This window comes from Bauldia litoralis, from assembly GCF_900104485.1.
GTDB lineage: Bacteria > Pseudomonadota > Alphaproteobacteria > Rhizobiales > Kaistiaceae > Bauldia > Bauldia litoralis.
Genome location: NZ_FMXQ01000001.1, coordinates 638,091 through 661,420, shown reverse-complemented (window position 1 = coordinate 661,420; position 23,330 = coordinate 638,091). Strand labels below are relative to the sequence as shown.

Sequence of the window (23,330 nt, the reverse complement as noted above, 5' to 3'; positions counted from 1 at the left end):
GGGCGGCCCGCCACAATCCCGGCGGGCAAGCCCCGTTGGCGGCCCCGGTCTATCAGAGCCGATAGACCCGTGCAGCCGTGTCGTGGAGGATCGCCTTCTGCTCCTCCGCCGAATAGCCGGCGATCGCCTCGCGGTGCGCGGCGACCAGCGAGCCGTAGTCGGTCCACAGCTTCTCGATCGGGAAGTTGGAGCCGAAGAGGCAGCGATCGGCGCCGAACAGGTCGACGGTCTGCTTGACCACCGTTGCGATGTGGTCGCTGTCGTTGTCGTGGATGAACGTCCCGAGGCCCGAGAGCTTCGACACGACGTTCGGCTGGGCGGCGAGCTTCACCATCCCGGCCCGCCATGCGACCCGCCCCTCGTCGGTGAGGTCCTCCAGCATGCCGGCATGCTGGAGGATGAAGGTCGTGTTCGGGAAGTCCGCGGCAAGCCGGGCCGCGCCGTCCATCTGGCCGGCGAAGACCTGCAAATCGAAGCTCAGGCCGGTCTCGGCGAAGGCCGCGAAGTTGCGCCGGAAGGTCTTGTCGTCGGCGAGATCGGGCTGCCTGGCGAAGCGGTACATTTCGTTGTCGTGCCAGTGGAGCTGCATCCGGATGCCGCGGAGCAGCGGGTAGCGCATCAGGCGGTCGAGCGCCGGGCGGACGTCGTCGGCCATCAGGTCGGCGTAGCCGACGATCCCGTGCGGCCAGCCGCTGGCGTCGGCGACGCCCTGGACCCAGGCGACCTCGTCCTCGGCCTGGGCTGGCGCCCAGTTGGCCTGGACGTAGACCGATTTGACAATGCCGGCGCCGGCTATGTCGGCGAGGTATTCGTCGATGCTGTAGTCGCGGCGGATCGGCTCATAGGGGCCGAAGATTCGCGGCAGCATCGGTCCGACCAGCCATGGCAGGTCGGCCTGTCGCCAGATGTGGTGATGGGCGTCGATGATCGGGGTGTCCATGATGGCCTCCACTGCGTCCGGGCGCCGGCGCCGTTGCTCCGAGCCGGGCGCTTCCTTCGATAAAGTCGCATAGGGATTCGATGCCGGCGCCGATGCCGAGATGGTCGACGACGCCCAGGATCGCCTTCAGTGCCGCCGTTTCCGGGCTGAAGTCCGGATCGGCGGCAAGCGGCGTCAGCCAGGCCAACCGCCACGAGCGCGCCGCCAGCCGTCGGACGGCATCCACCATCTGGTCGGGGTCGCCCCGCTCCAGCCCGTCCGACAGGACGACGACCAGGGCGCCGCGCGAGGCGCGGGCGAAACGGGGAATCGCCAGGAAGGCCGCAAGGCTGTCGCCGATCCGCGTGCCGCCCTGCCAATCGGCGACGGAGGGCGCGATTTCGGCGAGCGCCCGGTCGATATCCTTGTGGCGGAGTGACAGCGTCAGGCGGGTCAGCCGGGTGCCGAAAGAAAAGGTCTCGACGGCGGGCAGCGCCCGGGTCAACGCGTGGGCGAAGCGCAGGTAGTCGTCGGTCTCGCGCTTCATCGAGCCGGAAATGTCGATCAGGAGAAGCACGCGGCGGAAGCGGTCGGCGCGCCGGGTCCAGACCGGGCGGATCGCGCCGGGATCGTGATGGACCATGGCCGACAGGCTGCGGCGCAGGTCGAGACGATCGCCACGGCGACAGGGCGCCCGGCGATAACCGCGCCGCTGCGGCGCGCGGGCCTGAAGCCGTCGCTGCATCAAGGCGAGCCGGGCGTCGCCGGTCATCGCCTCGAACGCCTTGACCGACAGGGCCTCGGTCTCGCTCGCCGCCTGGCCGGATTCGTTGGCGCGCTCGGCAATCGCCGGATCGAGATCGGCCGCGGCGGATTCGCGCGCCGGGGCATCTTCCTCCGGCATGCTTTCGGCGCGCGTGCCTAGCTCCGCCTCGTCGTGGAAGAAGGCATGGAACAGCGCGTCGAATTCGCCAGCGCGGTTCGGCGGCGGGGCCAGTGTCGACCACGCCGCCCAGTAGATGTCGCGCATCGTGCGCGGGCCGAGCAGCGCGATGCCTTCGAGGAAGGCGATGGTCTGGTCCGTGGCGATGGGGAAGCCCTCGGCGCGGAGCAGGGTGGCGAAGTCGTGGAACGGGCGGGCGCCGCGGGGGAGGGATGTGCGTGCTTCGAGGCCCGCGCTTCGCCCGCGCACCTCAGCATGGCGGGGCTGGTTACCCGGCATGGGGATGCTCGTGGCATTGAACCGGATGCCCTGCACCCAACGTTGCCATCCTGAGGTGCCCCAGCAACGCCGGGGCCTCGAAGGACGCACCCCGGTTCATCCCACGTCCCTCGTGCCGCCGGCTCCGATCAGCTCGTCGAGCCTGCCCTCGACCGCGGCCAGATCCTCCTCGTCCTTGAGCACCTGGCCGATCGAACGCTTCAGCGCCGTCGGCCAGTCGCCGCGCCCGTCGTCGAGGACGGCGGCGGCGCGGGCCCAGTCGACTGCCTCGGCAATGCCGGGCGCCTTGACCAGCGGCAGGCTGCGCAGGCCGTTGACCGCGGCGACAACGGCGCGGGCGGTCGCCTCGGCGACGTCGCCGGCCCGCAGCATGATGATCTCCGCCTCGCGGGCAGGGTCGGGATAGGGGATCCAGTGATAGGTGCAGCGACGGCGCAGCGCCTCGTTGAGGTCGCGCGTCCGGTTCGAGGTCAGCACAACGACCGGCGGGCTCGCCGCCGCGATGGTGCCGATCTCGGGAATGGTGATCTCGTAGTCGGCGAGGAATTCGAGCAGGAAGGCTTCGAACTCATCGTCCGCCCGGTCGATCTCGTCGATCAGCAGTACCGTGCGTTCGGGGCGGCGAAGCGCCTTGAGCAGCGGCCGCTCGATCAGGAAATCCTGGGCGTAAAGGTCGGTCGCCGCGCCGGAGACTTCGGCCTGGCGGATGGCGAGAAGCTGGCGGGCGTAGTTCCACTCGTAAAGCGCCTGGCCGGCATCGATCCCCTCATAGCACTGGAGGCGGATGAGGTCCCGGCCGAGGGCACGGGCGAGGGCCTTCGCCGCCTCGGTCTTGCCGACCCCCGGCACGCCCTCGACAAGCAGCGGCTTGCCAAGGGCGAGCGAGAGAAAGCCGGCCACCGCCAGTCCCTCGTCGGCCAGGTAGTCGGCGCGAGCCAGCGCTTCGGCCAAAGCCTCCGGCGAGGGAAAGGGCGGGGTCATGGTTGGCCGGATGCTAGCCGATCACGACCTTTTCTTCGGCCATGAAGTGGAAGCGGCTTGAGGCGTGGCCGGCGGCGTCGGCGCCGGCGGCCTTGCCCGCGTCCGTACCGAAGGCGGCGAGGCGGCCGGCTTCGTCGTCGAACCACATCTCGCTGATCGCGTCATAGGGCGAATCCGGGTTCTCGGCGACCGGCACGTTCATCCGGTAGCCGCGCAGGCCCGGCAGCTTCTCGGCCAGAGGCGGATGTTCGTTGAGCGCCCAGTTGCGGAACTCGTCGTAGCTCATGCCTTCCTTGCGCTTCATCAGCGACATCACTTTCAGCATTCTCAGTCCTTTCATTCAGCGGGTTCGAGGGCGCCTTCGTTGGCGAGGATGCCGCGAAGCACCTTTTCCGGGGTGATGGGCAGCGAATCGACGCGCACGCCGACCGCATCGAAGATCGCATTGGCGATGGCCGGGATCGGCGAATTGGCGGTCATCTCGCCGACGCCCTTGGCGCCGTAGGGGCCGTCGCTCGCCGGCCGTTCGAGGATGACGCCGCCGAATTCCGGCAGGTCGCCGGGGCCAGGCATCAGGTATTCGTTGAAGTCGACCGGCCCGTGGGCGCGGTCGGGATAATAGGGCTCGGTGGTCTCGTAGAGGGCGTGGCTGATGCCCATCCAGGCGCCGCCGATGATCTGCTGCTCGACCATCTTCGGGTTGAGCGCGCGGCCGACCTCGTAAGCGCTCTTCAGCGACAGCACCTCGACCTCGCCGGTCTCGGTATCGACTTCGACCTCGGCGATCGTGCAGGCATGGGCATAGCAGGTCGCCGGCCGCATCTTGCCGGTCTCGGGCTCGGGAAAGGAGCGCTCGGCCATGAACATGCCACGGCCGGAGATGGTCTTGCCGTGCTTGAAATGCGCGGCGAGCGCCGTCTCGATCACCGAAATCGACTTGGTCGGCGCACCCTTGACGTGGATGGCGCCCTTGCCGTCGGCCTCGAGGTCGGTGGCGTTGACCTCCAGTTCGTCGGCGGCGACTTCCATCAGCACGGCGCGGGCCTCGTTGGCCGCCATGACGATGGCGTTGCCGATGCGGTGGGTGCCGCGACTGGCGAAGGTGCCCATGCAATGCGGGCCGGTGTCGGTGTCGGCGGTGTCGATCAGCACCATGTCGGGTGGCACGCCGATCGTCTCGGCGCAGATCTGGGTCATCACCGTCTTCAGCCCCTGGCCGAGATCGACGCTGGACAGGGTGACGACGAAGGTGCCGGTGGTGGTGGCATGGACCAGCGCCTGGCTGGGATCGCCGCCAAGGTTCATGCCGGTCGGATAGTTGACGGCGGAAAGACCGCGCCCGCGCTTCCTGGCCATTGGCCTAGCCTCCCTTGCCCGAGGATTCCGACAGGTATTTGCCATCGAGTGGCCAGTCGGCGAGCTTTGCCGCCTCCTGCATGACCTCGACGAGCGCGGCGCCCTTGGTCGTTTCGCCATGGGCCTTGGCGTCGCCGTCGCGATAGGCGTTGAGCATCCGCAGCGCCATCGGGTCCATGCCGATCAGCCGGGCGATCTTGTCCATCTGCACCTCCAGCGCAAAGTCGCCGATGGTGACGCCGAAGCCGCGCATTGCCGACGAGGGCGTGCGATTGGCGTAGACGCAGTGGGCGTCGACCTGGACGTTGGGGATGGTGTAGGGGCCCGGCATGTGGGCGGCGGCCTTGGTGGTGCCGTAGGGGCTGTGGCGCGAATAGGCGCCGGCATCGACATAGAGGCGGATCTGGCGGGCGACGATGCGCCCGTCATTCATCACCCCGTCCTTAATGTAGATGCGTTCGGCGGCGCGAGGGCTGGAGACCTGCATCTCCTCCTCGCGGCTATAGCTGAATTTCACCGGACGCTTGGTCAGGTCCGCGGCGAGAAAGGCGACCGGCTCGGTGATGACATCGACCTTGCCGCCGAAGCCACCGCCGACGGTGCCGCCGATCAGGCGAAGCCGCTGGAAGGGGGTGTTGAGGATCAGCCCGGCATTGTCGAGCGTGAAGAAAAGCGCCTGGGTGTTGGAGTAGCAGGTCAGCCGCCCGTTCGCTTCCGGCACGACGATGCAGCCGGTGGTCTCGACCGGCGCATGCTCGATCGGCGCCGACGAATAGCGCTCCTCGACGACGTGGTCGGCGGCGGCGAAGCCCTTCTCGACATCGCCGTAACGGACACGGCGGCAGTGGTGGCCCTCGTAGGTGAAGTAGTTGTTGCCGTGATATTCGTTGACCAGCGGCGCGCCCGGCTTGAGCGCCTCCTCGACGTCGAAGACCGGCGGCAGTTCCTCGTAATCGATCCGGACCGCGTCGACCGCGTCCCGGGCAATCGCCTCGGACTCGGCCAGCACCGCGACGACCGCCTCGCCCTTGAAGCGTACCTTGTCGACGGCCAGCACCGGCTCGTCATTCGGCTCGACCTGGATCAGGCGAAGGATGGTGTAGATGTTCGATGGCACGTCGGCATGGGTCAGCACCCTGACGACGCCGGGCATCTTCTCGGCCGCCGAGGTATCGACGTTGAGGATCTTCGCGTGGTGATGCGGGCTGCGCACCATCTTTAGCGTCAGCATGCCCGGATAATGCCGGTCGGCGTAAAACTGCGTCTTGCCGGTGACGTGGCCGAGCCCGTCGGAGCGCTCGATGCTGACGCCGACCGCGTTGTGGTCGTCGGACCGTTCGTCGGCGAAGATTTTCCTGATGTGTTCCATGTCCCGCTCCCTCAGGCCGATTTCGCGACGCGCCGTTCGGCGGCGGCGGACAGGATGGCGTTGATGATCGGCTCGTAGCCGGTGCAGCGGCAGATGTTGCCGGAGATGGCGTCGACCACCTCGTCCCGGCTCGGGTCGGGATTGGCGTCGAGCAGCGCCTTGGCGGCGACGATCATGCCGCTGGTGCAGAAGCCGCACTGGGTGGCGAAGCCGGTGGCAAAGGCCTGCTGGATCGGATCGAGTTCGCCGTTGGTGGCGACGCCCTCGATGGTCACCACCGACTTGCCGTTCACCCGCTGGGCCGGCGTCAGGCAGGAGAGTATCAACTCGCCGTCGATCATGACGGTGCAGGCGCCGCAGGTGCCCTGGCTGCAGCCGACGCGGGTGCCGGTCAGGTCCAGCTTGTCGCGGAGAACGTCGCTCAGCATCGCGCCGGGCTCGACGAACTCGGCCGCCTCGGTGCCGTTGACGGTGAAAACAACCGGAACCCGGGCCATCAAAACCTCCCTTCGCCAGAAAGCAGTCGCTTGAGATGAACCGGCAGAACGGTCATCCGGTACCAGTCGGTCGCCTGCGGATCGGTCTGCGGCTGGCAGCCATCGGTCGCGACTTTCAATGCGTTTTCAAGGGTCTGGGCGTCGAGAGCCCTGCCTTCCAGAGCGCCCTCGACGGCCTTGGCCCTCATCGGACGCTCGGACATCGCTCCATAGGCGACCCGCGCGTTCGACACCTTCCCGCCAGTCTCGGGCAGCACGGCCGCGATCGACAGGACCGAGGCGCCATGCGGGTGTTTCCGCACCACCTTGGTGAAGCGGAAGGCGCCATCCGGTGGCAGCTTGAACCGAAGCGCACGGACGATACCGCCCGCCGGCGCGCTGGCGAGAAAGTCGTCGAGCCCGGTGGTCCGGGTCTTCTCGGCGTCCTCGATCGTGACCTCGGCGTCGAGCGCCAGCAGCGCCACGGCGAAATCGCCATAGGGATAACGGGCGAACAGGTTGCCGCCGACCGTCGCCATGTTGCGAATGGCCGGGCCTCCAATCGATTCGGCGACCGGCCTGAGAAAGGCGAGCCGCGGTTCGGCGGCGATCCGCGTCATGGTTGCCGCGGCGCCGATCTCGATGGTGTCGCCGTCAACGGCGATCGCGTCGAGGCCGAGGCCGTCGGACAGCACCATGGTGCGGACCGGAAACCCGCCGGTGTTGGCGACGCGGGCAAGTATGGTTCCGCCGGCGAGAAAATAGGCGTCGCCGCTGGCGGCAATCGTTGCCGCCGCTTCGCGTACGCTGTCGACCTTGACGATATCGAGCGCCACTCGTCCCCTCCCGTTTCCATCCCGCGTGCGGCCCTTGTCGGGTCCGCTTCCGCATTTGTTGCCGGTGTGAACCGGCGCGGGTCTCTTGAAGTCCGGACCCTTTGAGTTGTTCCAGTTCCAATGATCGATTATCGATAGTTTGCTGTCAATGGCTGTCGCGCGTAGAATCGACGATTGTGGAGGAGACCTATTTGTCGCCTCGCGCATCGGCGGCGGTCGGTGTAGTCACCAGCGGGACACAAGCCGGAGACGATCTTGGAGACTCAGGAAACCGCCTTGCAGCAGAACCACCCGTCGGCCGACGTCGACCATCAGCCGATCGGTGTGCGAATCCGCAATACGCTCGTCGAGCGGATCATCGCCGGTCACTACGAAACCGGCGACCGGCTGGTCGAGATGCAGCTTGCCCGCGAGTTCGGCTCGAGCCAGGCGCCGGTGCGCGAGGCGTTGCGCGAACTGGAGATGGCGGGGCTGGTGACGATCCGGCCGCGCCGCGGTTCCTTCGTCAACGACTATCACACCACCATCCAGCGAGAGATCTACGTCGCCCGCGGTGCGCTCGAGGAAGCGGCGATGCGCCTCGCATTGCCGACGCTTCATCGCAACCCGGCCATTGTCGGCGAGCATCTCGACGGCATGCGCGAGGCGGCGACGGCGGGCGACCTCGAACGCATCATCCACCACAGCGTCTGGTTCCACCGGGTGGTCATGCGGGCGGCGGAAAACGCGCTCCTGCTCAAGATGTGGGAGTCGCTGCATGTCGAGATCCACTCGCGCAAGACCCTGCTCCAGCCGAATGTCGACATGCATGCGGTGGCCGAGAGCCACGCGCCGATCCTGGCGGCCATCGTCGCCGGCGATGTCGAACTGGCCTGCAAGCTGTCCCGCGAACACCAGGCCGAATTCGAGTTGAAGGCGTAGACTGCGCGTCACCCGGCGAGGGCGGCGCGATGCCGAATTTGCCCATCCGACGGTTCTTGCCTATCGTCCGCCGCCGCGACGCAGGAAATGGCGCCGGCCAAGTCAACGCGCGCTGAAATCGCGGCGTATCAGGAGGAACGGAATGGCAGATATCGGTCTCGTCGGTCTCGGCGTCATGGGCGCCAACCTGGCGCTCAACATGGCGGAAAAGGGCTATTCCGTCGCGGTCTTCAACCGCACCACCGAGAAGACGGACGCCTTCATCGCCAATGCCGGGAGCCTGGCCGAACGGCTGACGCCCTGCAAGACGCTGACCGAACTGGCCGAGGCGGTCGAGCCGCCGCGACCGGTGGTCATCATGGTCAAGGCCGGCGAAGCGGTCGATTCCCAGGCCGACATCCTCGCCGGGCACCTCGCCCAGGGCGACATCCTGATCGACGCCGGCAATGCCAACTTCCATGACACCCGGCGGCGGGTGAAGGAATTCGCCGATCGCGGCATCGACTTCCTTGGCGTCGGGGTGTCCGGCGGCGAGGAGGGCGCGCGCCACGGCCCGTCGGTCATGGCCGGTGGCAAGCCCGAGGCCTGGGCCCGCGTCGAAAAGATCTTCAACGACATCGCCGCCAAGTTCGAGGGCGAGTCCTGCGCGGCGCTGGTCGGGCCGGAGGGCGCCGGCCATTTCGTCAAGACCATCCATAACGGCATCGAATATGCCGACATGCAGATGATCGCCGAGATCTACGGCATCATGCGCGATGGCCTCGGCATGGCGCCGGCCGAGATGGCCGAGGTCTTCGACCAGTGGAACAACGGTCCGCTGAAGTCCTACCTGATCGAGATCACCGCCGCGGTGCTCGGGACGACCGACCCGAAGACCGGCGGTCCGCTGGTCGACATCATCCTCGACACCGCCGGGCAGAAGGGCACCGGCCGCTGGTCGGTGATCGAAGCCCAGGACCTCGGTTCGCCGGCAACCGTCATCGAGGCCGCCGTCGCGGCGCGCAGCCTGTCCTCGCAGAAGGAGCAGCGGGTCGCCGACGAGGCGCTGTTCGGCGCGGCGCCGCGCAAGATCGGTCCGGCGCTCGGCGATCGCAACAGCGCGATGATCATCCTCGAAGAGGCGATGCTGGCCGGCAAGATCGCCGCCTATGCCCAGGGCTTCGCGGTGATGGCCAAGGCATCCGAGTCCTTCGGCTGGGACCTGCCGCTCGGCACCGTCGCCAAGATCTGGCGGGCCGGCTGCATCATCCGCTCCGCCTTCCTCGACGATATCGCCTCGACCTATGAAGCCGACGGCGCGATCCGCAGCCTGATGACCGTCGAGCCGTTCACCGGCATGCTCAAGGCGACCCATGGCAGCCTGCGCCGGGTCTGCGCCGAGGCGTCGCTGAAGGGCGTCCCGGTGCTGGCGCTCGGTTCGGCGCTCGGCTATTTCGATTTCGCCCGCACGGCCCGCTCGACCGCCGACCTGACCCAGGCGCAGCGCGACTTCTTCGGCGCCCATGGTTTCGAGCGCCTCGACGAGCCGGGCAAGGTTGCACACGGACCGTGGTCGAACGCGTAGCCAGCATGACGAAGGGTAACCCGGGGCGGGTGGCGCCCCGGTCGAGCCAGGTCGTTCGCCTGCTCGGCCAGGAAGCCGGCAAGCTCCAGTACCTGAATCCGGCTTCGCGGCCGACCGACATGACGTTCGGCCGTTTCTTCAATTCGACCTTCGTCTCGACCGCCCGCCGCTTCGTCTATGTCAAGAACGACAAGGCCGGCAGTTCCTTCATCATCCGCTCGCTGACCCGCAGCGAAAAGAAGGCCCGGCGCATCCGCCACCGGACGCCGTTCCTCAACCGCCAGGTCAACCCGCTGCTGACCCCGGCGGAGCTGTCGCCGCGCCAGTGGGAACGGGCGCTGTCGCGCTATTTCGTCTTCACCTTCAGCCGCAACCCGTTCAGCCGGACGCTGTCCTGCTATCTCGACCGGATTGTCGGCCGCGACGAGTCCTATTTCGTCCTGCAGAAGAAGATCGGTTTCGCCGACGGCTTCCAGCCCTCCTTCGCCGAGTTCCTCGAGATGCTGGGCGGCGACGGGATCCTCGACCTCGACACCCACTGGAAGCCGCAATATCGCAACATCGCCTACGACTATTTCAACTACGGCTTCATCGGCCATTTCGAGCATTTCGGCGACGAGTTCCCGGCGCTGTTGCGCTGGCTCTATCGTCGCAAGGCGAAGCTCGGCGAGGTCCGCGCCGGCACCGCCGCGACCAGCCAGCTGGCCGACTATTACGACGACCGGACGACGCGGCTGGTGAGCGACCTCTATCATCGGGATTTCGAACTGTTCGGCTATGACGATGCGGCGCCGCTGGATATGAATCCGGTACGGCACAATGCGATGGACTTCCTGAACGAGCCACGGCGAATCCGCGCCGGGTAACCGGCGGACCGGTTCCGGCACGATGATCTGGAGAGAGGGCGAAGAATGACAGTCCACAAGATCGGCATCATCGGGCTCGGCAAGATCACCGAAGATCAGCACCTGCCGGTCATCGCGGCCAACCCGGCCTTCGATCTGGTCGCGGTGTCGAGCCAGCGCGGGATCAAGGTCGATGGCGCGCGAACCTTTCGCGCCCCGGCCGACATGTATGAGGCGATGCCGGAGCTCGACGTGGTGGCGGTGTGTACCCCGCCACAGGTGCGCCATGCCATCGCCCGAGAGGCGCTTGCCGCCGGCAAGCATGTGCTCTTGGAGAAACCGCCGGCGGCGACGATCAGCGAGCTCGACGACCTGGCCGCCTTCGCAGCCGCGCAAGGCCGCGTCCTCTTCACCACCTGGCACTCCCAGTACAACGCCGCCGTGGCGCATGCCCGCGACCTGCTCGCCCATCACAGCGTCAAGCGCCTGGCGATCACCTGGAAGGAAGACGTCCGCCGCTGGCATCCCGGCCAGAAGTGGATATGGACGGCCGGTGGCTTCGGCGTTTTCGATCCCGGCATCAACGCCCTGTCCATCCTCACCGAGATCATGCCGACCCCGGTCTTCGTCCGCAGCGCCGAACTGACCTTTCCGGAAAATTGCGATGCGCCGATCGCCGCCTCGCTCGCCTTCGCCACCAACGGCCCGCATGACAGCCTGACCGCCGAGTTCGACTGGCGCCAGACCGGACCGCAGACCTGGGACATCGTCATCGAGACCGACGAGGGGACAGAGCTCCGCCTCGCCAATGGCGGCGCCCGGCTCGAGGTCAATGGCGAGCTCGATGTCGAACGCAAGCCGGCCGAATACGAGGACATCTATCACCGCTTCGCGCAGTTGCTTCGCGACAACCGCTCGCTGGTCGATTCCGCGCCGCTGCGGCTTGTCGCGGACTCCTTCCTGATCGGTCGCAGGCTGACGACCGAGCCATTTCACGAATAGCGCTTCTCCAGAGAGGAGGGTTCCTTGGCGACACGCGGGTTTTTCGGGCGCCGGCCATCGGCCGACGATGCGGCGCGGCTGCCGCCGGGGCAGTACAAGACAGAGGATTTCCCGGTGCTCTCGGCCGGGCCGACGCCGCGGGTCCAGACCGACACATGGTCCTTCACGCTCAAGCACGGCCCGCGGCCGCTGGCGTCGTGGGACTGGCAGGCGTTCAACGCCCTGCCGAAGACCAGCGTGATGCGCGACATCCATTGCGTCACCAAGTGGAGCAAGTTCGATACGAAATGGGAGGGGGTGTCGATCGACGACCTCCTCGCCGCCGCCGGGGTCGAGGCGCCGACCGGCTTTCTCCTCGCTCATTCCTTCGACGGCTATTCGACCAACGTGCCGCTGGCCGACCTTGTCGACGGCAAGGCGATGGTCGCCACCGCCTATGACGGCCGGCCGATCACCGCCGATCATGGCGGGCCGGCCCGGCTCCTCGTTCCCCATCTCTATTTCTGGAAGTCGGCGAAATGGGTGAACGGCCTGCAATTCACGGAGCGGGACGAACCGGGCTTCTGGGAGTTGCGCGGCTACCATATCTACGGCGATCCCTGGCGCGAGCAGCGCTTCACCGGCGATTGACCTGCGGATGCCGCCGACCCGCATCGCCTGGCAACAGGCCACCGTTACCGCGATCGTCCCGCAGACGCCGACGGTGAAGAGCTACATCCTGACGCCTTCGACACCGTTTGACTTCGTGGCCGGCCAGCATGTCGACGTGCGCCTGACGGCGCCGGACGGCTATCAGGCCGAGCGGAGCTATTCGATCGGCTCGGCGCCGGGCGGCGACACCATCGAACTGGTGATCGAACGGCTTGAGGATGGCGAGGTGTCGCTGTTCTTCCACGAGGTTGTCGAAGTTGGCGATGCCGTCGAAATCCGTGGGCCGATCGGCGGTCACTTCAACTGGTCGCCGTCGGACGCCGGGCCGATCCTCCTTGTCGGTGGCGGGTCGGGCGTCGTGCCGCTGATGTCGATGCTGCGCCGGCGCGCGGCGGCATCGCCGGATACCCCTTTCGCGCTGGTCTATTCGGCGCGGCGCTGGGACGAGGTGATCTTCCGCGACGAGGTGATGCAGCGGGCGCGTGAGGAGGACCACTTCACGCTGGCACTGACTCTCACCCGCGAGGCGTCGCCGGTTCCGGACGTCCGGTCGGGGCGCATCGACCGGATGATGCTGGCGGACACCCTGATGGTCTTCGGCGACCAGCTTCCTGTCCTGACCTTCGTCTGTGGCGCGACTGCCTTTGTCGAGGTCGCGACGATGCTGCTCATCGATCTCGGGGTGCCATTCGAGAGCATCCGGACCGAGCGCTATGGTGGCGCCGAGGCGAAGATCCTAGGCCCTGATGTCGCGGTGCCCGACGCCTAGTCACGCGAGTTGCCGCAATCAATGAAAACGTTTACAAGCGGCGCTCGTCTTGCCTTAGGGAGGTTGGTTTGGACGCGGGCCCGAAGAATGGCCGCGCCACGATACGATCGATTGCCGAAGATACCGGGCTGTCGATCGCGACCGTTTCGCGCGCCTTGCAGGACTCGCCGTCGGTCCGCCCCGAGACAATCGAGATTGTTCTCACTGCGGCCGAACGGCTGGGCTATCGACGCAATCCCGCGGGCGCCGGCCTCCGCTCGGGCCGTACCGAGACCATCTGCCTTGTCATGCCGATCGCCCGCGAGGGCGACATGCTGGGCGATGTCGGCGCGCTTCGTCTCGCAACCGGCGCCAATCATCGTCTGGCGGGCACCGGCTACAACCTCAGCCTCGTTCCCTTCGCCCCCGGCGACGATCCGTTCGAGGCAATGATCGGCGTCGTGCGGCGCGGCAATTTCGACGGCATCATCCTGTCCTCGACACGGCCCGACGACGCCCGCGTCCGCTACCTTCACCGGCGCAACATTCCTTTCGTCACTTTCGGCCGCACCGAACTGCCCTTCGCGCATGCCCATTACGATGTCGACAACCAGGACTTCGTCCGCCGTGCCGTCCGGCTGCTGGTGGAACGGGGCTGCCGCAAGCCGGTTCTCTTCGCCCCGCCGCGCGAACTGATGTTCAGCCAGCATCGTATCGCCGGCTTCCGCCAGGCATTGGCCGAGGCCGGTCTCGCCTGCGACGAGACTGCCATCGTCGACGAGGCGAACCAGGTGGCGCTGGTCGACGAGGGCATGCGCCTGGCGGCCGCCGACCAGCGGCCCGACAGCTACATCTGTGGCGGCGAGATCGGTGCGCTGGCGGTGATGCGGGCGCTCGAGCGCGCCGGGCAGGCGGTCGGACGCGACGTCCATCTGGTGACGATGGAAACCTCGGCCCTGCCGGTTCTGTTTTCGCCGCCGCTGACAGCTTTCTTCCAGGACCTCCATCATGCCGGCGCGGTCCTTGCCGATTTCATCCTGCGGCGCGTCGACGGCGCGCCGCCGGAAGACCTGCAGCGCGTTGACACGATGACGCTGCGCGAGCGCGCCTGACGCGCCAAACCTGGACGGGATGAGACGATGACCGAGATACTTCTTGGCGGCGACTGGGCGCTGCACGACGCGACCGGAACGCGGGTCGCAGCCTGTCCGATCCCCGGCGATATCCATTCCGCCCTGATCGACGCCGGACAAATCCCCGACCCGATGATCGGCACCAATGAAAACGCCGTGCAATGGGTCGGCGACGCGGTCTGGGAAATCCGGCGGGCCTTCACCCTCCCGGCGACAAGCCTCGCCGGCAAGTGGGCGGTCATCGACCTCGAATTCGTCGACACCTTCGCCGAGGTTCTGGTCAACGGTCAGGCCGTGGGCCGAACGGAGACCAGCTTCCGCCGCCACCGCATCGACGTGACCGAGGCCTTGCGGCCGGGCGACAACGAGATCGCGATCCGCTTCCACCCGGCCGCCGCGGAAGCCCATGATCGCGCCGCGCGCCTGCCGTTCCCGGTGCCGTGGAGCGTCTCCAACAACCGCATCGCCGACATGAACGTCATCCGCAAGGCCCAGTGCCACGCCGGCTGGGACTGGGGCCTCTGTCTGATGGTGCTTGGCGTCTATGCCGAGCCGCGGCTCTGCCTGTTCGACGCCGCACGGATCGAGCATTTCGTCGTGCGCCAGGAACATGCCGACGACGGCGTCGTCATCGTCACCGCCGAGGTGGAGCTTGCCGCATGTCGCGATGCGATGGTTCCCGTCACCTTCGCCTTCGACGACCGGACCGTATCCGCCGATGTCGCGGTCACCGCGGCGAGCGGCGGTTCCGCCTCGCTGACGCTGGAGGTCCGGAATCCCGAGCTGTGGTGGCCGGCCGGCTATGGCGCGCAGCCGCTGATGACGGCGCAGGCGTCTATTCCCGGCGATACGGCGACTCGGCGAATCGGTCTCCGCAAGCTCGAACTGATCAACCAGCCTGACGCAGTCGGCATGTCGCTGGTTGTCCGGGTCAATGGCGTCGACATGTTCATGAAAGGCGCCAACTGGATTCCCGCCGACGCACTGCCGTCGCGGATCACGCCGGAGCGGATCCGGCGCCTGCTCGGCGAGGCGCAAGCCGCCAACATGAACATGATCCGAGTCTGGGGCGGCGGCTTCTACGAGTTCGACGCCTTCTACGACGCCTGCGACGAACTCGGCCTGCTCGTCTGGCAGGACATGATGTTCTCCTGCTCGCAATATCCCTCGACGCCGGACTTCCTCGTCGAGGTCGACCGGGAGGTCCGCTATCAGGTCAGACGCCTCGCCTCGCATCCGTCGATCGCGCTCTGGTGCGGCGACAACGAGGTGATTGGCTCGCTGACCTGGTACGAGCTGTCGCGCACCAATCGCGACCGCTACCTGGTCAACTACGACCGCTTCAACAGGGCCGTCGAGGTCGCGGTGACGGAGAGCGACCCGGACCGCTTCTTCTGGCCGTCGTCGCCATGCAGCGGGGCGCTCGACTACGGCGACGCCTGGCACGACGATTCGAAGGGCGACATGCACTTCTGGGCCGTCTGGCACGAGGGCAAGGATTTCGAGCATTACTTTTCGGTCAAGCCGCGCTTCTGCTCGGAATTCGGCTTCCAGTCCTTCCCGACGATGACGGCGATCCGCCGCTTCGCCGAGCCGTCGCAATGGAACGCCATGTCGCCGGTGATGGAGCATCACCAGCGCGACGGTTCGGGCAATGGCAAGATCGTCGAGACGATGACCCGCTATTTCCGTAGCCCGACCAGCTTCGAGAGCTTCGTCTATCTCAGCCAGCTTCAGCAGGCGCTGGCGATCGAGACCGCGGTCCGCTACTGGCGCAGCCTCAAGCCACGCTGCATGGGCACGCTTTATTGGCAGCTCAACGATGTCTGGCCGTCGGTCTCGTGGTCGAGCATCGATCATGCGCTGGCCTGGAAGGCGCTGCACTATCACGCCCGCCGCTTCTACGCGCCGACGGCCGTTGCGGCGCGCTTCGAGGACGGCCGGCTGGTGATCAGCGGTATCCATGACAGCCGGGATGCGGCGGAGATCGAGGTGCGGGTTCGACGCGTCGCGCTGGACGGGTCCCTGCTTGAGGACGCCACGGTCGAGGCCGCGATCCCCGCCGACCTGGCGGTCGAGATCGGCCGGTTCGACAAGCCGGGCACCGAGGGCTTTTTCGTCCTCGACGCCCGGACCGCCGGGGCCGGGACCTTCGATCCGCTGATGCAACTGGCGGCCTTTCCCGACAAGCCGAAGCGCTACGAGCTTCCGCCGGCGACGGTCGCGGTCGAATCGGTTGGAGGCGGATTCCGTTTTTCAGTGGACGCACCGGCCTTCTTCGTCATGCCGGAAGCGCCGGGCTTCAGCGGCGCTTTCGATGACGCAAGTTTTTTGCTTCTGCCCGGCGAGGATCGCGTTGTAGGGTTCCGCTCCTTCGATGACCGGATGCCAGAGGCTGGCGATCTGGTCACCACCCACCTCGCGACCACATATTCCTGATCCCTTCCGGAGCCGATGGATGTCCAAGACCGTTCTTTGCTATGGCGATTCCAACACCTGGGGCGCCGCCACCGTCCCGCGTCCCGACGACCGCTACGCTCCCGATGAGCGCTGGCCGGGGGTGCTGCGGGCGGCTCTCGGTTCCGGCTGGCTGGTGATCGAGGAGGGCCTCAACGGCCGGACAACGGTGAACGACGATCCGGTCGAGGGCGCGGAGAAGAACGGCAGCACCTATCTCGGCACCTGCCTGCAGTCGCACAAGCCGCTCGACGTCGTCGTCATCATGCTCGGCACCAACGATCTCAAGGCGCGCTTCAACAAGTCGCCCTGGGAGATCGCGCAAGGGATGGGCGTGCTGGTCGACATGGTCAAGACCGCCGGGATCGGTCGCGGCGGCGGTGTGCCGCGCATCCTGGTGGTGTCGCCGGCGCCGACCCTTGACGAGATTCCGAACCATGCCGAAATGTTCGAAGGCGCCCAGCCCAAGTCGAAGCTGCTCGCCGGCGCCTACAAGACGCTGGCCGAGGAACGCGGCGTCAAATTCTTAGATGCCGGCTCGGTGATCCGGTCGAGCGCCTTCGACGGTTTCCACCTCGATCCGGACGCGCATGCGGCACTCGGCAAGGCGATCGCGGCGGAAATCGAAAAGGCCTAGCTCCTGCCGGCCGACAGCCTGTTGCCGGCTTGATCGGCGCCGGGAAGCCCGCTTCCGGCGCGATTTTCAGTCCGCTGATTGCGGACGGAATCCCGATGATCATCGCGGCCTTCGTAGCCCGTCACGCACCGCCCGGCGGTGACGCAGGTCACAGACACGCCTGCGATCGGCCACTAGCCCTTCGCGCCGACCCATCCAGTCGACGCGAAGGAATTCCCCGTGACAACCACCCCGACCATCTGGGAAAGCCTGTCTCAGGCCAACCAGACCGATGCCGGCAACCAGAACGACATCCAGATCGTCGATATTGGCCTCGGCCGCTACGTGGCCGTCTGGACCGAACTGAACGGCGGTCCGATCGGTACCGACCCCGGCCACGACCTCGTCGGCCAGATCTTTGATGCCGAGGGCAATCCGATCGGCAACGAGTTCCAGGTCAATCAGGATTACTTCAGCGGCGATGAAACCAACGCGTCGCTTGCCGCGCGGCCTGATGGCGGGTTCGTCGTCGTCTACGAGAATACCGTTGTCTCGGGCACGTCGATCCGGGTCCAGACCTATGACGTCGACGGGAATCTCGTTCCCCTGACGCCGATCAACATCGCCGTCGATGTCGGCGACGATTATGCCAACCCATCGGTCGCCATGCAGTCCGACGGCAGCTACCTCGTCGTCTACGAGCAGAGCGACGGCGCCGGCGATACGGATATCCTTGGCACCGTGGTCAACGCTGCGGGCGTCGTCCAGCCCGAGTTCACGGTCTTCAGCCAGGCCGACAACACGACAAATGCGGAAGTCGCGACGCTGTCCAATGGCAACTATGTCGTCGTCTTCCAGGACGAATCCGCTGGCGATGGCGCCAACCGGGATCCCAAGTTCCAGGTCGTCACCTCGACGGGCGCCGCGGTCATCGGCGGTACCATTTCCAGCGACGCCGACGACCAGACCGACGTGCAGGTGGCGGCGCTGTCGGGCGGTGGCTTCGTCGCGGTGTGGACGGAGGAAAACGGCGACGGCAACGGCGATGGCATCCGAGCCCGCATCTACGACAACGACGGTGGCGTCGTCACCGCTGCCTTCACCGTCAATACCTCGACCACCGGCGTGCAATACCACTCGGACGTCACTGCCCTGGCCGATGGCGGGTTCGTCGTCGTCTGGGACGACAACAACGTCGGGCTTGAATACGGCCAGCGGTTCGACGCGGCCGGCACCGCTGTCGGCGATCAATTCGTTGTCGGCAATCTCAGCGCCGAGATGGAGCCGACGGTCGCGTCGTTGAGCGATGGCCGTTTCATTGTCGGCTTCGACCAGTACGGCGGCGATCCCGACGTCCATACGACGATCTTCGACCCCCGCGAGACCGTCATCAACGGGACGAGCGAAGACGACGTCATCACCAGCCGCAAGGACGGCGCGACGGTCAACGGCCACGATGGCGCCGACACGCTGCTTGGCCAGGCGCGCGCGGATATCCTGAATGGCGGCGCGGGGATCGACGTGATGCGCGGCCGGGCCGGGGACGACGTCTATGTCGTCGATGAATCGCTCGACCAGGCCCACGAGAATGCCGGCGAGGGGACCGATACCGTCGTCAGCAGCGCCGACTATGCGCTGGGCAACCACATCGAGAACCTGATCCTGACCGGCGCCGCGATCCAGGGCGTCGGCAACGGTCTCGACAATGCCATCACCGGCAACGCCGGGGCAAATACCCTTCTGGGCCTCGGCGGCAATGATACCCTAGACGGCCGCACTGGCGCCGATGCGATGAATGGCGGCACCGGCAACGACATCTACATCGTCGATAATGTCGGGGACACGGCGATCGAGAATCCCGGCGCCGGCTACGACGCTGTGCGCAGCAGCGTCACCTTCACGCTGGGCCCGAATGTCGAGGCGCTGACCTTGACCGGCGTCGCCAACATCAACGGCACCGGCAACGGTCTCGCCAACGCCATCTTCGGCAACGAGGGCAACAACATCCTGTCCGGCCTCGGCGGCGACGATATCTTCAGGGGGGGCGGCGGCAACGACAGCATCTACGGTGGCGCGGGCAACGACAGGATGGACGGCAGCGCCGGCGCGGATGCCATGCGCGGTGGCGCCGACAACGATACCTATATCGTCGACAACGCAGGCGACCAGGCGATCGAGGCTGCCGGCGAAGGCATCGACCTGGTCGAGAGCAGCGTCGCCTTCGCGCTTGGCGCCAATGTCGAGAATCTGTTGCTCACCGGCTCAGCCGACATCAAGGGCTCCGGCAACGGGCTGGCCAACATGCTGACCGGCAACGCCGGCAACAACGTAATGAACGGTCGTGGCGGTAACGACACGGTCTTCGGCGGCGATGGCAACGACAACCTGCGTGGCGGCAAGGGCGCCGACACACTGCTCGGCGAGGACGGCAACGACCGGGTTCACGGCAACTCAGGCAAGGACAAGCTCGCCGGCGGCCTCGGCAAGGACAAGCTGTGGGGTGACAAGGGCAAGGACTGCTTTGTCTTCGACACTGCGCTGGGCGGCACCAACAAGGACAAGCTCAAGGATTTCACCGCCGGCAAGGACAAGTTCTGGCTCGACAAGGACATCTTCGCCGCCATCGGCAACAAGCTCACCAAGGGCGAGTTCGAGGTCGGCAAGAAGGCGCAGGATGCCAACGACTACATCATCCACAACGAGGACAAGGGAAAGGTCTTCTACGACCTTGACGGCCGAGGCGGCGACAAGAAGGTGCTGTTCGCCAAGGTCGAGAAGGGCATGAGCCTCAGCCACAAGGACTTCCAGATGATCGAGGATTTCGTCGCCTGACCTGCGGCCCGGCGGCTCAGGCGCTCTCGATCAGGATTGCCCGGAAGTCGTTGACGTTGGTCAGCGTCGGGCCGGTGACCACCAGGTCGCCGAGCGCCGAGAAGAGGGTGTAGCAGTCGTTCACCGCCATCAGCGCCGGGATGTCGAGGCCCGCGGCGCGGGCCCGGGCCATCGTGTCCGGGGCGACGATCGCCCCGGCATTGTCCTCGCTGCCGTCGATGCCGTCGGTGTCCGCGGCCAGCGCGTGGATGCGGGCGGCGCCATCGAGGCCGAGCGCCAGTCCGGCGAGGAACTCGACGTTGCGTCCGCCCCGTCCCTTGCCCTTCACCGTCACCGTCGTTTCGCCGCCCGACAACAGGACGGCCGGCCCGGCGATCGGCTGGCCGTGGGTCAGGGCGGAGAGCGCGATGCCGGCCATCGCCTTGCCGACTTCGCGGGCTTCGCCCTCGATGGCGTCGCCGAGGATCAGGGGCGTGACCCCGGCGGCGCGCGCCACCTCGGCCGCCGCCTCGAGGCTGGCCATGGGCGAGGCGATGATGGTGGCCACCGCATGGGCGAGCCGCGGGTCGTCCGGTTTCGGTGTCTCGTCGGCGGCTGCCGCCAGATGCGCTGCAACGGCGGGCGGCGGCGTGATGCCATAGCGGGCAAGGATGCCCCTTGCGTCGGCGAAGGTCGTCGCGTCGGGGACCGTCGGGCCGGAGCCGATGACGCTCGGGTCGTCGCCCGGCACGTCCGAAATCAGCAGGCTGACCATCGGCGCGGGAGAGGCGGCTGCCGCCAGCCGTCCGCCCTTGATCGCCGACAGGTGCTTGCGCACGGCGTTCATCGCGGTGATGTCGGCGCCGGAGGCGAGCAGCGCCCGGTTGACCGCCTGCTTGTCCTCCAACGTCAGGCCGTCGGCCGGCAGCGTCAGCAGCGCCGAGCCACCGCCCGAGATCAGGCAGAGCACAAGGTCGTCGGGACCGGCGCTGCCGGCCAGCGCCAGGATGCGGCCGGCGGCTTCATGGCCCCGGGCATCGGGCACGGGGTGGGAGGCCTCGACGATCTCGATCCGCTCGCAGGGCACGCCGTGCCCGGATCGGGTGACGACGAGGCCCTCGAGCGGCCCCGGCCAGTTGTCCTCGACCGCGCGCGCCATGGCGGCCGATGCCTTGCCGGCGCCGATGACGATGGTCCGTCCGCGCGGCGGCGGGGGAAGGTGCGGCGGCACGACGCGCGCCGGAAGCGCGGCGGCGACGGCGGCGTCGAGGAGCGACCTCAGGAAGGCGCGGGGTTCGTCGGCCCGGCTCATTGCCGGATGGCGGTCAGCGTATGGATGATGCCGCTCAGTTCGGCCAACCCCTTCAGGCGGCCCACATACGAATAGCCGGGATTGGCGTTGCGGACCGGGTCGCCGGCCAGCAGGTGACCGTGATCCGGCCGCATCGGGATGGCGGTATCCGTGCGCCCCTCCTCGCGACGGCGGTCTTCCTCGTCGAGGATCGCGGCGCTGAGCGAGACCATGTCGGCGCGGCCGGCCAGGTGTTCGTCTTCATAGAAGACGCCGGGCGCATCGATGGTGACGTTGCGAAAGTGGAGGAAGTTGATGCGCGGCGCGAAGGCGCGGATCATCTCGTTGAGGTCGTTGTCGCCCCGCGAGCCGTAGGAGCCGACGCAGAAAGTCAGGCCGTTCGACGGGCTGTCATAGGCGTCGAGCAGCGTGCCGATATCGGACTCGGTCGAGACGATGCGCGGCAGGCCAAACAGCGGGAAGGGCGGGTCGTCGGGATGGATGCCGAGGCGGATGCCGTTCTCCTCGGCGACCGGAACGACTTCCTCGAGGAATTCGGTCAGGCTCTGCAACAACTCGTCGCGGCCCATCCGGTCGTAGACCTTCAGCAGGTCGAGGAATTTGGCGCGATCATAGGCGAAGTCCGAGCCCGGGAGGCCGGCGAGGATGATCCGCTCCAGCTCTTCCTTGCGCGCGTCGGGCATCGTCGCGAAGCGCGCCTCGGCATCGGCGAGCGTTGCCGCCTCGTAGTCGTCGCCGGCGTCGTCGCGCTGGAGGACGAAGACGTCATAGGCGGCGAAGTCGACGATGTCGAAGCGCAGCGCCAGCCCGGATTTCAGCGGCCAGGCAAGGTCCGTGCGGGTCCAGTCGACGATCGGCATGAAGTTGTAGCAGACGGTGTCCATGCCAGCCCGGCCAAGCGCCCGGAGCGTATCCTTCCACGCATCGACGTCGTGTCGCCATTCATCGGTGCGCGCCTTGATGGCGTTTGTGACCGGGATGCTCTCGACCACCGACCAGCGCAGGCCGGCGGCTTCGATCAGCCCCTTGCGCTCGGCGATCGCGGCGTCGTCCCAGGCGGTGCCGCCGGGGATCTGGTGGAGGGCGGTGACGATGCCGGTCGCACCGGCCTCGCGGACATGGGCGAGCGGAATCGGATCCTTCGGCCCGAACCAGCGCCAGGTCTTCTCCATCAGCCAGCCTCCTGCATTTCCTGTTTCCACGGCGGGTTGGCGCCGGGACGGGAAGAAGTGATTCCGGCGGCGCTGGCGGCATAGGTCAGGAGCTTGCGGAGTTGCGCCTCGCCGAGCGTGGCGATCGCGGTCTTGGTCAGCAGGCCGGCATCCTCGAGTCCCGCCAGCATCCCGGCCGAGAAGGTGTCGCCGGCGCCGATGGTATCCGCCACCGTGACCTTGACCGCGGGTACCGACACGGCGGCCGTCCGGGTGAGGGCGGTCGCGCCCTCGGCGCCGCGGGTCATGATGACCAGCTTCGCCCCCTTGTCGAGCACACCGGAGGCGAAGGTCTCGAAGCTGCCGTCCGGCGCCATCCAGGCGAGGTCGTCGTCGCTGAACTTGACGATGTCGGACATCTCGAACAACCGGTCGAGCCGGGCGAGGTAGCCGTCGCGATTCTTGATCAGCGACGGGCGGACGTTGGGGTCGAAGGAAATGACGCGGGTCGGAGACTCGTTGCGGATCAGCGTTTCGATCGTCGAGCCGCAGGGTTCGGCCATCAGGTAGATCGAGCCGAAATGCAGAGCCGCGACGTCGACCGGCAGCGCCGGGAGGTCCTCTTCCGCCAGCATCCGGCCGGCGCTGCCCTCGTCGAAGAAGGCATACTGGGCGTGGCCGTCGGTCAGCGAGACGAAGGCCAGCGTCGTCGGGCGTTCGCTGATGACGCAGAGCCCGGTGTCGACGTTGCTCGCCCGCAGCGCGTCGAGCAGGCTGGTGCCGAAGAAATCCTGCGATACGCCGCTGAGAAAGCCGGTCCGCACGCCGAGCCGACTGAGCGCGATCGCGACATTGAGAACCGAGCCGCCGGTGAAGGGCTGGAACACGGCGGCGCCGTCTTCACCCTTGCGGGGCAGGAAATCGATCAGGGCTTCGCCACAGCAGACGATCATGGTTGGT

At 67.1% G+C, this 23,330-nt stretch carries 21 protein-coding genes; 10 read left to right on the top strand and 11 right to left on the bottom strand.

The window, feature by feature from the left end; translation table 11 throughout:
• Window positions 1-52: 52 nt before the first annotated feature.
• The 8 genes from BLT60_RS03125 to BLT60_RS03090 form a co-directional block, all read right to left on the bottom strand.
• Window positions 53-940 (bottom strand): amidohydrolase family protein, encoded by an 888-nt coding sequence (locus tag BLT60_RS03125; RefSeq protein WP_090874723.1) that lies wholly within the window; start codon window positions 938-940, stop codon window positions 53-55.
• A complete protein-coding gene (locus BLT60_RS03120; RefSeq protein ID WP_090874722.1) occupies window positions 840-2,141 on the bottom strand; it encodes a vWA domain-containing protein in 1,302 nt (433 codons plus the stop codon). Before BLT60_RS03120 ends, BLT60_RS03125 begins: the two co-directional genes overlap by 101 nt.
• Window positions 2,142-2,237: 96 nt before the next feature.
• Window positions 2,238-3,122: an AAA family ATPase gene (locus BLT60_RS03115; RefSeq protein ID WP_090874721.1), complete on the bottom strand. Its 885-nt coding sequence runs from the start codon at window positions 3,120-3,122 to the stop codon at window positions 2,238-2,240.
• Between the two features lie 13 nt (window positions 3,123-3,135).
• Window positions 3,136-3,447: an EthD domain-containing protein gene (locus BLT60_RS03110; protein ID WP_175478269.1), complete on the bottom strand. Its 312-nt coding sequence runs from the start codon at window positions 3,445-3,447 to the stop codon at window positions 3,136-3,138.
• Window positions 3,448-3,458: 11 nt separating this feature from the next.
• Window positions 3,459-4,478 (bottom strand): xanthine dehydrogenase family protein molybdopterin-binding subunit, encoded by a 1,020-nt coding sequence (locus BLT60_RS24910; RefSeq protein ID WP_280138906.1) that lies wholly within the window; start codon window positions 4,476-4,478, stop codon window positions 3,459-3,461.
• A 4-nt stretch (window positions 4,479-4,482) separates the two neighbouring features.
• The gene (locus BLT60_RS24905; RefSeq protein ID WP_090874718.1) at window positions 4,483-5,847 is read right to left on the bottom strand and encodes a xanthine dehydrogenase family protein molybdopterin-binding subunit; all 1,365 of its coding nucleotides are present in this window, start codon (window positions 5,845-5,847) and stop codon (window positions 4,483-4,485) included.
• An 11-nt stretch (window positions 5,848-5,858) separates the two neighbouring features.
• Window positions 5,859-6,344 carry a (2Fe-2S)-binding protein gene (locus tag BLT60_RS03095; RefSeq protein WP_090874717.1) on the bottom strand — a complete coding sequence of 162 codons (486 nt, stop codon included), beginning with the start codon at window positions 6,342-6,344 and terminating at the stop codon, window positions 5,859-5,861.
• Window positions 6,344-7,159, bottom strand: a complete 816-nt coding sequence (locus BLT60_RS03090; protein WP_244521115.1) for an FAD binding domain-containing protein — start codon at window positions 7,157-7,159, stop codon at window positions 6,344-6,346. The genes BLT60_RS03095 and BLT60_RS03090 overlap by 1 nt, the downstream gene beginning before the upstream one ends.
• Window positions 7,160-7,414: 255 nt before the next feature.
• Here BLT60_RS03090 and BLT60_RS03085 point away from each other — a divergent pair, with 255 nt between their 5' ends.
• The 10 genes from BLT60_RS03085 (at window position 7,415) to BLT60_RS03040 (ending at window position 19,928) form a co-directional block, all read left to right on the top strand.
• Window positions 7,415-8,080, top strand: a complete 666-nt coding sequence (locus tag BLT60_RS03085; protein ID WP_090874715.1) for a GntR family transcriptional regulator — start codon at window positions 7,415-7,417, stop codon at window positions 8,078-8,080.
• Window positions 8,081-8,222: 142 nt separating this feature from the next.
• Window positions 8,223-9,644 (top strand): NADP-dependent phosphogluconate dehydrogenase, encoded by a 1,422-nt coding sequence (gene gndA, locus BLT60_RS03080; RefSeq protein ID WP_090874714.1) that lies wholly within the window; start codon window positions 8,223-8,225, stop codon window positions 9,642-9,644.
• Window positions 9,645-9,649: 5 nt separating this feature from the next.
• Entirely contained in the window at window positions 9,650-10,510 is an 861-nt protein-coding gene (locus BLT60_RS03075) for a sulfotransferase family protein (protein WP_090874713.1), read from the top strand.
• A 45-nt stretch (window positions 10,511-10,555) separates the two neighbouring features.
• Complete coding sequence (locus BLT60_RS03070) at window positions 10,556-11,491, top strand: Gfo/Idh/MocA family protein (protein ID WP_090874712.1); 936 nt, start codon at window positions 10,556-10,558, stop codon at window positions 11,489-11,491.
• Between the two features lie 24 nt (window positions 11,492-11,515).
• Window positions 11,516-12,121 (top strand): sulfite oxidase-like oxidoreductase, encoded by a 606-nt coding sequence (locus BLT60_RS03065; RefSeq protein WP_090874711.1) that lies wholly within the window; start codon window positions 11,516-11,518, stop codon window positions 12,119-12,121.
• A 7-nt stretch (window positions 12,122-12,128) separates the two neighbouring features.
• Window positions 12,129-12,911, top strand: a complete 783-nt coding sequence (locus tag BLT60_RS03060) for a ferredoxin reductase (protein ID WP_090874710.1) — start codon at window positions 12,129-12,131, stop codon at window positions 12,909-12,911.
• Between the two features lie 68 nt (window positions 12,912-12,979).
• Entirely contained in the window at window positions 12,980-14,002 is a 1,023-nt protein-coding gene (locus BLT60_RS03055; protein ID WP_090874709.1) for a LacI family transcriptional regulator, read from the top strand.
• 27 nt (window positions 14,003-14,029) lie between these two features.
• Window positions 14,030-16,462, top strand: a complete 2,433-nt coding sequence (locus tag BLT60_RS03050) for a beta-mannosidase (protein WP_090874708.1) — start codon at window positions 14,030-14,032, stop codon at window positions 16,460-16,462.
• A 19-nt stretch (window positions 16,463-16,481) separates the two neighbouring features.
• Window positions 16,482-17,117 carry an SGNH/GDSL hydrolase family protein gene (locus tag BLT60_RS03045; protein ID WP_090874707.1) on the top strand — a complete coding sequence of 212 codons (636 nt, stop codon included), beginning with the start codon at window positions 16,482-16,484 and terminating at the stop codon, window positions 17,115-17,117.
• A gap of 219 nt (window positions 17,118-17,336) precedes the next feature.
• Complete coding sequence (locus BLT60_RS03040; RefSeq protein WP_090874706.1) at window positions 17,337-19,928, top strand: calcium-binding protein; 2,592 nt, start codon at window positions 17,337-17,339, stop codon at window positions 19,926-19,928.
• Between the two features lie 16 nt (window positions 19,929-19,944).
• Here the strand turns inward: BLT60_RS03040 and BLT60_RS03035 are convergent, their stop codons facing one another.
• Genes BLT60_RS03035 through BLT60_RS03025 form a run of 3 tightly spaced genes read right to left on the bottom strand, consistent with a single transcriptional unit; the run spans window position 19,945 to window position 23,323 of the window.
• Window positions 19,945-21,219, bottom strand: a complete 1,275-nt coding sequence (locus tag BLT60_RS03035; protein WP_090874705.1) for a glycerate kinase type-2 family protein — start codon at window positions 21,217-21,219, stop codon at window positions 19,945-19,947.
• A complete protein-coding gene (gene uxuA / locus BLT60_RS03030; protein ID WP_090874704.1) occupies window positions 21,216-22,391 on the bottom strand; it encodes a mannonate dehydratase in 1,176 nt (391 codons plus the stop codon). The genes BLT60_RS03035 and uxuA overlap by 4 nt, the downstream gene beginning before the upstream one ends.
• Entirely contained in the window at window positions 22,391-23,323 is a 933-nt protein-coding gene (locus BLT60_RS03025; RefSeq protein WP_090874703.1) for a carbohydrate kinase family protein, read from the bottom strand. Before BLT60_RS03025 ends, uxuA begins: the two co-directional genes overlap by 1 nt.
• Between the last annotated feature and the right edge of the window lie 7 nt (window positions 23,324-23,330).